Here is a 12804-nt window from a genome sequence, read left to right on the forward strand (position 1 = left end):
AATGGGAAGACTTCACGGCTGCGACTCCAACTGTCCAGGCCCCACCACGCGCGCCAGCAGGACACCCGTACCGTTCACCGGCCGGGCGCGAACCACTTGCCCCACCTGCCCATCCTGCAGCACTTCCGCCCGGCTTTCCAGCGAGAGCAGGCCGTTGCGCGTGACCAGGCTGACCCAATCGCCCCGGGCCACCGTAGGGGCCCTCTGCAACCGGTCTTCCGTGATCACCGAACCTGCCGGGGTATGGCGACGCACGAGGGATGGCGCTTTTGCTTCGACGGTCTGATCGCCGGCCCATGCCACGAGCGATGCAGTCTCCGGCAACCCCGCCACATCCACCTCCCGAAGGGCGATGCCGTCGGACTCGATGGCACTGCCGATCGCCAACTCACGGGTTGCAACCGGCGCCAGCGCGAAAAGCCCCACGTCGAAACGCACGGGGACAGCGCGCACATGCTGCTCCGCCACAAAGACGTCCACCCAGATGAGCATGTGCCTGTTCAACGCCTGCGGGGTCCCTGGGCGCACACGCAGCACGATCTCGCCAACAGGCACCTGCATGTTGCCGGGGACAGAAACCGCCTCGAGTTCGATACGCGGCTGGAGCAGCCCTCTCTGACGGGCGGCATCCTTGATACGCGCCAGCAAAGCCGCCCGGGCAGGTGCCAGGACTTCTTCACCGGGCAATTCCCGGGTTGCGGTGCCCACAGTGGTCGCCGTCGCACCCTCCCACTGAATCTGGTCTTGCTGCAACCCGGTCCGGGTCCGCAGCCAGTAGCCGAGACGCTCACTCTCCAGTTGCACCGTCTCCCCTGCACGCGGTGCCTGCCCCAGCGGGATGGACATCGCGCGTTTCAACAAGGCCAGATCCGGACTGGTGAGCAGGGCGACATCTCCGAGACGCACCAGTGTCTGCCGCACCTGAACCTGAGGACGCATCTCAATGCGCAGCCAGGGGCCGCCCTGCGTATCCACCGTGGGAACCGCCATGGCCGTGCCCGCCAAGCCGCATGCCAAGGCCATGCTGGCACCCAGCTTCACGCCAAACGGCGACCCGACCGTTGAACAGGCATTCATCGGCGCAGCCCGTTCACCAGACCCAGGATCTCGTCGGCAGCCTGCACGATCTTGGCATTGGCCTCATAGGTCCGCTGGGCCAGCATCAGATTCACCATCTCGTCCACCATCTTCACGTTGGACCCTTCCAGATAGCCTTGCGCGATCTGCCCGGCGCCCTCCTCGCCAGCTCGCGCCAGCAGGGCCTCCCCAGATGCGCTGCTGCTGCGGTAGAGGTTGTCGCCCTGTGCAATCAAACCCTGAGGGCTTGCAAAGCGGACAAGCTCGATCTTCCCGAGATCCGTCACGCTGGACTGCCCGGTGACACGCGCCTGGACGCGCCCGTCAGGCTGCACGATGAGTGCCTGCACGTCATCCGGGACCACGATATTGCCCTTGAGAGGCGCGCCTGCGGTCGTGGCCAACAGCCCGTCCTTGTTCACCTTCCAAGTTCCGCCGCGGGTGTACGCAGAACTGCCGTCGGGCATCACCACCTCGAAGAAACCATCACCCTGCACGGTAATGTCGAGAGGCACATCCGTCTTCTTGAGTTCACCCATGTCGAACAGCTTCGACACGCTGGCGATCCCCACGCCCGCGCCGACACGCAGGCTGGGCTGCAGCAGGCCTGGATCCGCATCCGCCAGTCCTGAAATCTTTGCAGGATCCCGGGCCACCAGATCAGAAAAGCTCACCCGGGCACGCTTGTAGCCTGTCGTGTTCACATTCGCCAGGTTATTGGCGATGGTTTCGACATTCAACTGCTGCGCCTGCATCCCTGTGGCGCTGATGTACAAAGCATCGAACATAAAAGGTTTTCTGTCAGGAAATTACGGTGGATCTGCGGTTGTCCGGGGCATCGGCAAGGAATGATCAGGAGAGCTCACCCAATTTGCGGATGGCCTGGCCCGTCATTTCGTCATAGCCCAAGGCCACCTTTTGCATGGATTCGAAATGCCGCATCGTCTGGACAAGCTGCACCATTTCCTGCATTGAACTCACATTGGAGTTCTCCAGGAAACCCTGGCGAATCTGTATGTCCGTGTCAGGCAGCATCGCGAAAGCCCCGCTTCCACCCATGAGACCGTCCCCCACATGCTGAAGACGTGCAGGCTCGTCCGATTGAACGACCTTCAGCTGTGCCAGAGGCTGGGCATCTGTCCGCCCGCCAGCCACCTGGCGAGCATCCGCGGCGTAGATATTGCCCATTGCGTCGATATGGGGCTGCACGTCGTTGAGATAAATTTCGCCGCCCCGGCCCATGACCGGATATCCCTGGGCGGTGACCAGGCGCCCCTGCCCGTCGACACGAAAATTTCCTTGCCGGGTGTATGCGGGGCCTGCAGGCGTCACCACCTCGAAAAACCCCGGGCCTGCCAGCGCGACATCCAGGCTTTGGCCTGTGGATTTGAGACTGCCCGGGCGCAAATCAGTCTGGATCAGCAGGCTGGGAGCCAGCGTGCGCGAGGGCGCATCGGCAGCGGTGGCTTGCGGCGTCGCGGGGCTTCCCACGAGCGATCCGAATGCTGGATTGCCCAGCCCCAACGGGCGGGCCGCGACCACCTCGCGCTGGTAGCCCGGCGTCAAGGCATTGGCCAGGTTCACGCCGATGCGATCCAGCCGCTGCATGTCGTGCTGCATCGATTGCAATGCGAGGGCAAGTACTTCTTGCATGGAGTCAAAAACGAAAAACAGTGTGAAAAACGGTTGGGCCGTGACGTGGCTCAGAGACTGACAACCGCATAGGACTTGAGCTCGATCGCATGCGGAACCTCCGCCATTGAAAGAACCCGGAGATGGGGCATCATTCGTTCGGACAATGTGCGTACATGCCGCCGAAGCTCCGGTGCGCACAGCAGCACCGGCAACAGGTTGCTCTTCATCATGCGTTCGGCCTGCTGCATGAGCTTCATCATGATCTGCTCCGCCAATTTGGGCTCAAGGACGAAAGACGCTGCAGGGGCTCCGCTCCCCTCGGCCCGGACGCCGGCCTGCGCGACCTGGATGTTCTGAAGCAACTGGCTCTCGATGGCCGGGTCCAGCGTGATGACGTGGAGCGCATTGGCCTCGCCGACCAGCCCCTGGCAGATGGCATGCCCCAGGCGCAGCCGGACCATCTCCGTGAGATAGTGCGCATCCTTGGACTGCCGGCCCGCGTCAGCCAGGGCTTCGAGAATCGCCTCGATGTGTCGTATGGAGACCTTCTCGCGAAGCAGGTTCTGAAGCACACGCTGCACGTCGCTGACCGAGAGCACCGTCGGGATCAACTCCTCGACAAGGCTGGGCTGCTGCTGGCGCACGCGGCTCAAGAGCCGATCGGCCTCCGCTCGCGTCAGCAAGGTTGCGGACTCACGGCGCAACACCTCCGTCAGATGGGTCATGAAGACCGTGGGCGCATCCACCAGCGTGTACTTGGCGGCCAGCGCAGCTGCGCGATGCTGCTCCTCGATCCAGAGCGCGGGCAGGCCGTATGTGGGATCGCGCGTGGGCTCTCCCGCAATGCCATCCATCTTGCCTGCGGGGTGAATGGCAAGCAGACGGTCCGCGCGAGCGTCGCCACGTCCGCAAACGACGCCATCGAGGTAGATCTCGTAACGATCGGTTCCGAGCCGCACCGCGTCCTTGAAACGCACCCTCGGCAGCACGATGCCCAGGTCCTGCGCATGCTGCTTCCGGAACGTGATGATCCGCTCCATCAGAACGCTGCCAGGCTGGTTGACGAATGCCGCCCATTGGCTGCCTACGTGAACTTCGATAGGCTCCACGTACAAGGACGCGTAAGGATCTTCCTCGCTTTTGGCTGCATCGGTGGATCCCCCCTCCGCATGGGCTCCTTCGGATACCTTGGGGGTATCCACGCCCTCATTGCCGGCATTCCGGTGCACCATCCAGGCGACCGTGGCGACGGCCGCAATCAGAATGAGCGTGGGCAATGCGGGAATGCCAGGAAAGAACAGCAACCCGGTGAGCGCCGCACCCACCAGCAACAGCGTCTTGGGAAAGGAAGTGATCTGGCGCAGCACCTCCTGGCTCAGGTTTCCGTCCGAAGCGGAACGCGTCACGATGATGCCGGTCCCTACCGCGATGATCAGCGCAGGCACCTGCGTCACGATTCCGTCTCCGATCGTGAGCAGCGAATAGGTTTTGAGGGCCTGGTCCCAGGGCAGCTTGTGCTGCATCACACCGATGACCAGGCCACCGATGATATTGATGAGCAGGATGATGATCCCCGCTATCGCATCTCCCTTGACGAATTTGCTGGCACCGTCCATCGCGCCGTAAAACCCGGCTTCCTTCTCGATGTTCTTGCGCCTGCGCTGCGCTTCTGCCTGATCGATGAACCCCATGTTCAGGTCCGCATCGATGCTCATCTGCTGTCCCGGCATGCTGTCCAGGGTAAAACGCGCGGCAACCTCGGAGATGCGCTGGGCGCCATTGGTCACCACGACGTACTGAACTACGATCAGGATCAGGAAAACGATCAGCCCGATCACGTAGTTGCCACCTACCACGTAGGCGCCCACGGCACCGATCACCTTGCCGGCATCACCATCCGACAGGATGAGCCGGGTCGCGGCGACATTGAGCGACAAGCGGAACAGGGTGGCGATGAGCAGCAACGAGGGAAAGGTGGAAAACTCCACCGGCCTCGCCATGTAAAACGTCAGCAGCAGGATCAGAAACGCGAAGCTGAAGTTGGTCAGGATCAGAAAATCCAGCAATGGGCTGGGGATGGGCGCGAACAGCACCACGAGAACCCCCAGCACCAGCAGCACCATGGCGATGTCGCTGTGTTTGCCAAAGAATCGCTCCAGCCCTTTCATGCTGCCCCCGCCGTGCCGTGCTTGCGCTCACGCATGGCGAACACCCAAACGATGATCCGGGCCACGTCCGCGAACATCTGCGGCGGCACATAGTGATCCACATCCAATTCCTGAAAGAGCCGGCGTGCAAGCCCGGGACTTCTGACGACGGGAATGCGATGCCGCGCAGCGATCTGCCGCATTCCCGCGGCAAGGTGTCCAGCCCCCTTTGCCACCACCTGGGGAGAATCCATTTCGCCATGCACATAGCGCAGTGCGATCGCCAGATGCGTGGGATTGGTGAGCAGGACGTCGGCATTGCGCGTCTGGCGCAGCGCCTGGCTGCGCTTGCGGGCTTCTTTCCGCAAATCACGCATGCGCGCGCACACGGGGATCGCCTTCGCGCTGCTTGTGCTCGTCCTTGACCTCGCGCTTGCTCATGCGCATCTTCTTGGCAAACTCGCGCCGCGTGAAAATCCAGTCCACCGCTGCAATGATCCCGAGCAGCAAGGCCATCTTGAATCCCAGGCTCCCGAGATCAGCAATCAGGACATGGACATAGCCCCATGGCGAAAGACTCGAGAGGCTATAGAACTGCGGCGCCAGATTCTTCAGTGCGTAGTAGGCAGTCCCTCCCAGCAGCAACAGCTTGACGCATGCACGCAGCGCATCGAACAGCGCACGCAAGGAGAGCACCCGCTTGAATCCATTGACAGGATTGAGCCGGTCGAAGTCCATGGTGATGGGATCGAAAGACAGGATGGGCCCCGTTTGCCCCACATTGCCAACCACCGCAGCAATGGTCACCGCAGCGCAAAATGGGGCGATCCACAGCAGCGTTTCCTTCAGCATGCGCGCGACGATGGGCCACAGCGCGCCGCCACCAGGGTCGAGGATCGTGGCATGCGACAGCAGCAACTGATCCAGCCGAAACTGGCTACGCGTCATCTCCCAACCTTGCCATGCCAGATAGGACACTGCCACGACGAACACCAACGCGGAAACCACGTCAGCACTCTTGGAAACCTGCCCCTTTTCTTTGGCCTTCTGAAGCTTGTAGGGCGTGGCGGCCTCGTTGCGATCGAATTCCTGCTCTGCCATCAGCGCCCCCCCGCCACGGAAGGCTGCCGACCGGCAACGCCGCTCTCAGCAGTGGACTGGATGAACACAGCTTCCCACAGGTCATAAATACTTGCGTAGACCCGATTCATCACCCCACCCATGCCCGCGAACCAGACAGACAGCGCGACCAATCCGACAACGATCTTGGTCGGAATACCCAGCACCAGCATATTGACCTGCGGCAGATTGCGGGACACCAGACCCAGCGCGAACTCCACCAGAAGAATGCAAAACACCACTGGTGCCGCCAGGGAGAAGCCCAGCACGAAAATCCCGCTGGCCTGTTTGAAAACAGGGGATGCCGCCTGTGCCAGCGACCACGCAGAGCCTGGGGGAAACACATCAAAGCTGTAAGCCAATGCGCGCAGCAAGACGTGGTGCCCATCGAACAGCATGAACCCCATCACCGCCACATAGTTGAAAGCCGACATGAGGAGTGGAGATGCCCGGTTGCCCACTGGGTCAAATACCTGGGCAACTCCAAAGCCGATTTGCACATCAAGCAGATTGCCGGCAAGCGAAAACGCGGCAAATGCCAACAACACGCCCAGTGCCATGGTCGCCCCCAGTGCCACCTCGACGAAAGCCGTTTGCACCAGTTCCCCAAAGCTGGCCGGCACCCAGGACACGGTCGGAGCCAAGGCCAACCCGAAAGCTCCAGACAAAGCCAGGACCAGCAGAGCCCGCACGCGGCCCGGCACCGGCATGCCATAGAGCACGGGAGTCATTGCAAGTACCACGGCAATTCGCAAAGAAGGCAAAAAAACAGTGCCCCACGCAGCGCGCAACCAATCACTGGCCAATATCGGAGGCAACTGCGGGTACAAGTGATCCATGCCAGCGCTCTAGAACATGGCCGGAATATTCGTCCAGAGTTGAGTCGCGAATTGACCCAGCTTTCGCAGCATCCAGGGACCGAAAAAGATCATTGCAATGCCCGCCATCAGCAGCTTGGGCACAAACGTCAAGGACATCTCCTGCACCTGGGTCACGACCTGCAAAACACTGATGATCAAGCCGATCAGCATGGTGAGCCCCAGAATGGGGAGACAAACGACAAGCCCTGTCCAGAACAGGTCCGACATCATCCTCAGTGCGAGATCGGCAGTCATATGCAAACAACACGCCGCAGAAAGCCGACTCTGAGCACCACGAGAATCCCCAAACAAAAAATAACAATTCTTTATAAATTATACAAAGCGGCCGCAAATTCACATCTTGACTTCATGCGGCGTGGCTTAATTGATACGATTGACACCTTGGAAATGCGCATTGACCATACTGATGACATCTATGAGCGCAAAAGACGCAGGAATTGATACATTCTTGCGCACACCGAACGGCGCCAACAGATGTGTCACTGCGCACCACGGTGGAAACATCCACGGGCTGCTCGGCGGACATAATTCAGCCCGGCGTCAGGTCGCCCGGTCTTGGTAGGCGCACGGTCACGACCATCTATCTGCAGATGGGCCACATCCCTCTCGTGGTCCGACATAGGCAGGTCTGCGGGATCTGCGCGCATGTGGCCGCGCGCCACTGCATAAAACTTTGAAAATGCCTGGAATCAGCACGTCAGCCCTCGATACGCAGAGGCCTCCGAATTCGCACACGCCCTGGCGCATGTCCGTCGCCTCCATGATGGACTGGACAGCGCCTTAAAAAATCATAGAAAAATCAACGTGTTGTGGATATTTTTTTGTAGGCGTTGCATTTTCGTTGCACTGAAGAGGCAGAAAAGCGCTTGAGTTCGGGGGTGAGTTGCACTTTCCAGCACGGCCATGGATGACTTGACTGTACGGCTGATATCCGTATGATTTGGGGCCTGAACTAGGAGAACCGATATGGGCGCGCTCGCACTCAAAGATGCTCGCATGGAGCTCAAGACCACCAAGGAAGCCAAGGAGCTGCTGAGCAGGGCCGCCGTCCTGGGCGGCATGGACCTGTCGTCCTTCATGCTGTCGACTGCCATGGAAAAGGCGCGTGCGATTCTGCTCGACCACACCTCCATCCAGCTCTCGGTGCAGGGGCAGGCGCAGTTGGCCAGCGTGCTGCAGACGCCGGTTGCTCCGACCGAGGCCATGAAGGAACTGCGCCGCACGCCCCGCTTGAAAGTGCGTGAATGAGTTTTTGCATCGCTCGCTTCGATCCTGGGGCGAAGTATCAGGGCTACAACCAGTTCGATTGCCAGCACGCCGTCATCAATAAGTTCGTCAAGGACTCGCTCAAGAAGCAAGTCAAGCAAGGCCTGAGCGTGGCCTACGCGCTGCTGGAGGATGATGGGACCACGCAGCGATTCGCCGGGTTCTTCACGATCGCCAGCCACACCATTGCGCTGTCGGCGCTGGGTGCCCTGCAGCGTGGCGGGCTCCCCAAAACCATTCCCTGTGTCCGCTTGATCATGCTCGGGGTTCACCATGCCGACGCAGGCCAGGGGCTTGGCTTGCAGCTCATGAACCATGCGCTGGACATCGTGAAAGTCGGGGCGCAGAGTATCGGGAGCTACGGCCTGTACCTGGATGCCGATGCGGGAGCGTTCGGTTTCTATCAGAAGCTGGGCTTTGTGCCGCTGGAGGGCGACAAGAGCCCCGCGCCTTCGCCCATGTTCTTGCCAATGTCGTCGATTCCCTGAGTCGGGTCGGCTATGGGACAGCACATAGGTGGATCGCTGAAGCATGGCAATGGGGACGAAGCACTTGGATTCCGAGCTCGGCGGGGTATTGACCGGGGAGACCCGACGGCGAGCGACGTTCTCCCACTGCTCGGCGGTCCTGGTCCCTGTAGCCGAGCATCAGACGCATTTCGTAGTTCCGCGAGGTTTTCAGCGCGTGCTTTCTCCGGCGTGCAGAAGCCCTGGCGAGGAGACGCTGGCACCGCGTTGTCGCGCGATTCGTCGACGTGGAACTGTGCTGCTGCGGCGAGGGTATGGCTGGTGGAGCCGACGGACTTTTGGCAATCGTGCATGGTGATCCAAGGTTCGAATTCCCGAGGGGAAAAGAACCGGGTCACCGTTCGTCGCAACTTCGCGCGCCTGGTCCCCCTACCCAGAATTAGGGGACACGAACCGGATCTATCGATGTCCGACCGTCCATTGCCCCAAGAGAACTTGTTCCTGGGCTCCGTCATGGATCAGGGGGCTACCCACTGATGTCGTCAGTGCACTAGTGAAGTCCCGTTACTGCCTGCCGCGATCCGTGCACCCACATTGCCGCGTCAGACTCTTTTTCGCTCAGGGACGTTGCCAGTATCTGGATACACCGCACCGCAGGTCAAGAAATGCGCGTTTCTGCGAAATCGGAGCTGATGTATTTTTGCAACGCGCACCAGAGGGCTGAATGGACCGTCGTCGAAAGTCGCGGCGGCGCTGAGTCGATGTATGGCGCCCTGATTGGATTCAGCTCCAAAAATAACTCCATAGGCGAATTTTCATGCAAATATCAATCTTTCCATCTGGGCGGTGATTGAATTTTGTGCTATTTTTAGCCCATGAGTCAAAATTCAAGGCATCAGCTAATCAAGCGGCTGCAGACCGAGCTTCCCCGAGGGGCGCCATTTGATCTGGCCACGCTGGCAACGCTGGGCGTGTCGCCCCAGCTCGCTGCGCGCTATGCCGAGGGCGGCTGGCTGGTCCGCCTGGCGCAGGGCGTCTACGCCTTTCCCAAAGACGACTACGGGATGTATGGGGCGCTGAAGTTCCTGCAGCCGCGCGTGCCCGGCATGCATGTCGGCGGCAAGAGCGCATTAGCGGTGCAGGGCGTGCGGCACAACCTGGGTAGCCGCGACACCTTGGTGCTGTGGGGCGAGGCTCGCTACACCATGCCCGAGTGGTTCACCTCGCGCTTCCCGGCGCGCTACGTCCACACACGCTTGTTCGACTGGCCGGACGCCTCGCTGGACAGCAAGACGCTGGGCACGCCACCCGGCCTGCCTGATGGCTTACGGGTGTCGTCTTCCGAGCGCGCCGTGCTGGAGCTGCTGTACGACGCTGGCACGAAGCAGAGCCTGGAAGAGGCCCGCAACGTTTTCGATGGCCTGCGCTCGCCGCGCAAGGAGCTGCTGGGCCAACTGCTGTCCTGCTGCACCAGCGTCAAGGCTGTGCGGCTGTTCCTCACCTGGGCGCGCGAAACCGGGGTGGTGGATGTGGATGACCTGGTGGCTCGGCATCCGTTGCGCACCGGCAGTGACAAGCGCTGGATGAGTCGGCTTGCCGATGGCACCCTTCTAAGCCTGAAACCCCATGGATAAAAACTACGCCGACACCGTCCGCCTGTTGCTGGCGGTTGCCCCCGAGGTCTTCGCTAATGACATCTTCGCAATGAAGGGAGGCACGGCGATCAATCTGTTCGTGCAGGACATGCCTCGCCTGTCGGTCGACATCGATGTGGTGTTTCGCCCCTGGGACCTGCCACGCGACGCAGCGTTGGCCGCGATCAATGATGAGCTGGCCGCCATCGCGCAGAGGGTCAGCCCGCTGGGCGTGCAGACCCGCCTGATTCGCAGCAAGGATCTGGCCGACACCAAGCTGATCGTCGAGAACGACACCAGCCAGGTCAAGATCGAAGTGAACGTCGTCTTCCGTGGCACGGTGCTGCCGGTGGAGCGAAAACCGCTGAGCGCCAGGACCAGCGATCTCTTCGTTGTCGAATTCGACGCACCCATCCTCGCGCACGACGAGCTGTACGCCGGCAAGCTGGTGGCTGCCCTGGACCGGCAGCACCCGCGCGACCTGTTCGACGTGTGGCAGCTCTGGACATCCGGCGGCCTCACCGACGGCATGGTCGAGTGTTTCGTTCTCTACCTGGCCGGCCACAACCGGCCACCGCACGAAGTGCTGTTTGGCAATGACAAAGACATTGCGGCAGAGTACGAGCGTACCTTCGTCGGCATGACTGAAGTGCACTGCCCTTTGGCAACGCTGCTGGAGGTTCGGACCCAGTTGCGCCAAGCACTGCCTGGCCGGCTGACCCAGGCGCACCGGCAGTTTCTCAGCGGGCTGGTACGCGCAGCGCCTGATTGGTCTCTCGTGCACTGCCAGCATGCCGCCCAACTGCCTGCGCTGCGGTGGAAACTGACCAATCTGGAAGCCTTTCGCAAGCGGCGCCCCGCAGACTTCGCGGCACAGGCTGATGCGCTCGACGCCGGACTTGGACGAACCTTGCCGCCTCCTCGCTGAGGGCGTGGCTCTACGCCACGCCAAGCGGTGCTTCAGTTGGCCCGCCGAGGCGGGCCATCAGCGCGAATGTGGTGTCAGACTGCTTTCGCAATCATGGCGACGGCCACGTTGGCTTCGGCCACGGTGATGCCATGTGCTTTCATCGTGTTCTTCAGCACGAGCAGCTTCTGCCGTGGCGTCATCGTCAGTTGCTGGCGGCCGATTTGGCGTGGCCACGCCTTGGTCCGATAGGCACGCACCAGTGTCCAGGCGGACGCTTTGCGCTCCAGCTGAACAGCGGTGCCGAGCCGGGCGTACTTGTACGCCGTGCAGCTCGGCCCGCTTGGCGTCACATGCAGCATTGCGCCGGCGCGGTAGCTTGCGGCGATGCCGGCGTTCTCGAGCTTTCGCTCCGCTGCGCCAGCGAAATGCAGCAGGTCGTCAGTGCAAAGGATGTCTGCGTGGGCGCTTCCTTGAATGCGCGCCAGTGCTTCGGACAGGCTCTCCGCGTTCTCTTTGCAGATGGCGATGGAAAAGAGCTCCGAATTGCCGCCCGTTGCTACGGCTTGAGTGGTTTTCTTCGTCAAAATGACTCCAGTAATTGATCGACGAAGGCAATTTCAAATGACAACGGGGACAAAAGTTCGGAACCAAAAACAGCCACCAAGTCGCGGCGTTCCGAAAAAAATCGCACCCGCCAAAAGTCAGGCCAGCGCGAAGATCGTTGCTCCGGCGACGCAGAATCTCAGCACCTCGTACGGTGTGCACGTCGATCGCGAGCGACAAATAGCAGTCTTCACCGATTTCTGGTTCGTCGCAGTCAGGTATCAGATCCTCAAAGGCCTGTCCGACAACGGTCTCGCATCTGTTCTCGGGGTCAGCGACAAGACGGTTGGCAATTGGCGCGATTGCATCGTCGCCTCCGGAGCGATCAAGGAACTCATTGGCCTCATCGACGGTCTGCCCGGGAACCTGCAATCCCGAAACAGCCAGAAGGTCAAAGAGTCGCTGCAGGCAAGGCTTGGCGCGCTGACCAAAAATTCGCCGACGATCGCCGCAACGAGGGCCTCAAGACTGCCCAGCGAGACAACCTTCAGAGATGCGGTTCGACACGCCACGCCCGAGGTTCTGACCAGTCTCGTCATGGACCTTGATGCCAGGGACTCACGCTTCGCAGGAGCGAACACCGCGAGCGGCAGGACCAAGTCAACGGCGCAGCATCTGGCTGACGAGCTGATCGACCTGTATGAGGTCGAGGATGGCCTGGACGTCCCCATGTTCCGAAATGAGCTGGAGTCGCGATTGGCGAAGGTGAGCCAGATCGCGGCACGCCTGTCGCTGGGCTTTGTTGCACAAATCACCCCGGCCACACCGGTAGACTGAAGGCGTGACGGAAGCAAAGAGCGAGAGGCGGACCAAGTACCGCACGACGAACTGGAAAGCCTACAACGCAGCGCTGAAGGCGCGAGGATCGTTGACGATGTGGCTGGATGAAGGCATGCAGTGGCTTGGCAAGCCGAACGGCAAGCGCGGGCGCAGCCCGACGTTCTCGGACGCAGCCATCCAGTTTTGCTTGAGCATCAAGTGCCTGTTCGGCCAGCCCCTGCGGCAGGCGCTGGGCATGGTGGACAGCCTGCTGCGGCTGGCCAAGCTGGACTGGCCGGTGCCGGA

The 12804-nt window shown here is 61.1% G+C and carries 13 protein-coding genes and 1 pseudogene; 6 read left to right on the plus strand and 8 right to left on the minus strand.

The genetic code is table 11. The annotated features are described in order from the left end of the window. Positions 1–12: 12 nt before the first annotated feature. The 7 genes and pseudogenes from flgA to AX018_RS21335 form a co-directional block, all read right to left on the minus strand. Positions 13–1077, minus strand: coding sequence for a flagellar basal body P-ring formation chaperone FlgA (gene flgA, locus AX018_RS21305; protein WP_111881572.1), 1065 nt, complete (start codon positions 1075–1077; stop codon positions 13–15). Then, the gene (flgG, locus tag AX018_RS21310) at positions 1074–1865 is read right to left on the minus strand and encodes a flagellar basal-body rod protein FlgG (protein WP_111881575.1); all 792 of its coding nucleotides are present in this window, start codon (positions 1863–1865) and stop codon (positions 1074–1076) included. The genes flgA and flgG overlap by 4 nt, the downstream gene beginning before the upstream one ends. Before the next feature lie 64 nt (positions 1866–1929). Further along, entirely contained in the window at positions 1930–2730 is an 801-nt protein-coding gene (locus tag AX018_RS21315) for a flagellar hook-basal body protein (RefSeq protein ID WP_111881578.1), read from the minus strand. Between the two features lie 50 nt (positions 2731–2780). Beyond that, on the minus strand, positions 2781–4835 hold the full coding sequence (locus AX018_RS21320) for a flagellar biosynthesis protein FlhA (RefSeq protein WP_245951760.1): 2055 nt from the start codon (positions 4833–4835) through the stop codon (positions 2781–2783). A 41-nt stretch (positions 4836–4876) separates the two neighbouring features. After that, positions 4877–5960 (minus strand): annotated as a pseudogene (locus tag AX018_RS21325) (EscU/YscU/HrcU family type III secretion system export apparatus switch protein). Next, a complete protein-coding gene (locus tag AX018_RS21330) occupies positions 5960–6817 on the minus strand; it encodes a flagellar biosynthetic protein FliR (protein WP_111881583.1) in 858 nt (285 codons plus the stop codon). Before AX018_RS21330 ends, AX018_RS21325 begins: the two are co-directional and overlap by 1 nt. A gap of 9 nt (positions 6818–6826) precedes the next feature. After that, the gene (locus AX018_RS21335) at positions 6827–7093 is read right to left on the minus strand and encodes a flagellar biosynthetic protein FliQ (protein WP_111881585.1); all 267 of its coding nucleotides are present in this window, start codon (positions 7091–7093) and stop codon (positions 6827–6829) included. Positions 7094–7825: 732 nt separating this feature from the next. Between AX018_RS21335 and AX018_RS21340 the strand changes: the two genes are divergently transcribed. The 4 genes from AX018_RS21340 to AX018_RS21355 all read left to right on the plus strand — a co-directional run bounded on the left by AX018_RS21340 (position 7826) and on the right by AX018_RS21355 (position 11154). Further along, positions 7826–8107: a type II toxin-antitoxin system TacA family antitoxin gene (locus AX018_RS21340; RefSeq protein ID WP_111881588.1), complete on the plus strand. Its 282-nt coding sequence runs from the start codon at positions 7826–7828 to the stop codon at positions 8105–8107. Then, positions 8104–8613, plus strand: a complete 510-nt coding sequence (locus AX018_RS21345) for a GNAT family N-acetyltransferase (RefSeq protein WP_111881591.1) — start codon at positions 8104–8106, stop codon at positions 8611–8613. The genes AX018_RS21340 and AX018_RS21345 overlap by 4 nt, the downstream gene beginning before the upstream one ends. 854 nt (positions 8614–9467) lie before the next feature. Then, complete coding sequence (locus AX018_RS21350; RefSeq protein WP_111881593.1) at positions 9468–10226, plus strand: type IV toxin-antitoxin system AbiEi family antitoxin domain-containing protein; 759 nt, start codon at positions 9468–9470, stop codon at positions 10224–10226. Then, positions 10219–11154, plus strand: coding sequence for a nucleotidyl transferase AbiEii/AbiGii toxin family protein (locus AX018_RS21355; protein WP_111881595.1), 936 nt, complete (start codon positions 10219–10221; stop codon positions 11152–11154). The genes AX018_RS21350 and AX018_RS21355 overlap by 8 nt, the downstream gene beginning before the upstream one ends. A 74-nt stretch (positions 11155–11228) precedes the next feature. Here the strand turns inward: AX018_RS21355 and AX018_RS21360 are convergent, their stop codons facing one another. Continuing rightward, positions 11229–11720: a hypothetical protein gene (locus AX018_RS21360; protein WP_111881598.1), complete on the minus strand. Its 492-nt coding sequence runs from the start codon at positions 11718–11720 to the stop codon at positions 11229–11231. A 37-nt stretch (positions 11721–11757) separates the two neighbouring features. Here AX018_RS21360 and AX018_RS21365 point away from each other — a divergent pair, with 37 nt between their 5' ends. Continuing rightward, positions 11758–12516: a hypothetical protein gene (locus AX018_RS21365; protein WP_146749390.1), complete on the plus strand. Its 759-nt coding sequence runs from the start codon at positions 11758–11760 to the stop codon at positions 12514–12516. Between the two features lie 4 nt (positions 12517–12520). Beyond that, the coding region (locus AX018_RS21370) for a transposase (protein ID WP_211322433.1) at positions 12521–12804 on the plus strand (284 nt) is incomplete at its 3' end.

The organism is Paracidovorax anthurii, from assembly GCF_003269065.1.
Classification (GTDB): domain Bacteria; phylum Pseudomonadota; class Gammaproteobacteria; order Burkholderiales; family Burkholderiaceae_C; genus Paracidovorax; species Paracidovorax anthurii.

Coding starts and splice junctions, on each gene's coding strand:
- flgA (WP_111881572.1), bottom strand. CDS start 1,077: ATGAATGCCTGTTCAACGGTCGGGTCGCCGTTTGGCGTGAAGCTGGGT.
- flgG (WP_111881575.1), bottom strand. CDS start 1,865: ATGTTCGATGCTTTGTACATCAGCGCCACAGGGATGCAGGCGCAGCAG.
- AX018_RS21315 (WP_111881578.1), bottom strand. CDS start 2,730: ATGCAAGAAGTACTTGCCCTCGCATTGCAATCGATGCAGCACGACATG.
- AX018_RS21320 (WP_245951760.1), bottom strand. CDS start 4,835: ATGGTGCTGCTGGTGCTGGGGGTTCTCGTGGTGCTGTTCGCGCCCATC.
- AX018_RS21330 (WP_111881583.1), bottom strand. CDS start 6,817: ATGGATCACTTGTACCCGCAGTTGCCTCCGATATTGGCCAGTGATTGG.
- AX018_RS21335 (WP_111881585.1), bottom strand. CDS start 7,093: ATGACTGCCGATCTCGCACTGAGGATGATGTCGGACCTGTTCTGGACA.
- AX018_RS21340 (WP_111881588.1), top strand. CDS start 7,826: ATGGGCGCGCTCGCACTCAAAGATGCTCGCATGGAGCTCAAGACCACC.
- AX018_RS21345 (WP_111881591.1), top strand. CDS start 8,104: ATGAGTTTTTGCATCGCTCGCTTCGATCCTGGGGCGAAGTATCAGGGC.
- AX018_RS21350 (WP_111881593.1), top strand. CDS start 9,468: ATGAGTCAAAATTCAAGGCATCAGCTAATCAAGCGGCTGCAGACCGAG.
- AX018_RS21355 (WP_111881595.1), top strand. CDS start 10,219: ATGGATAAAAACTACGCCGACACCGTCCGCCTGTTGCTGGCGGTTGCC.
- AX018_RS21365 (WP_146749390.1), top strand. CDS start 11,758: ATGACAACGGGGACAAAAGTTCGGAACCAAAAACAGCCACCAAGTCGC.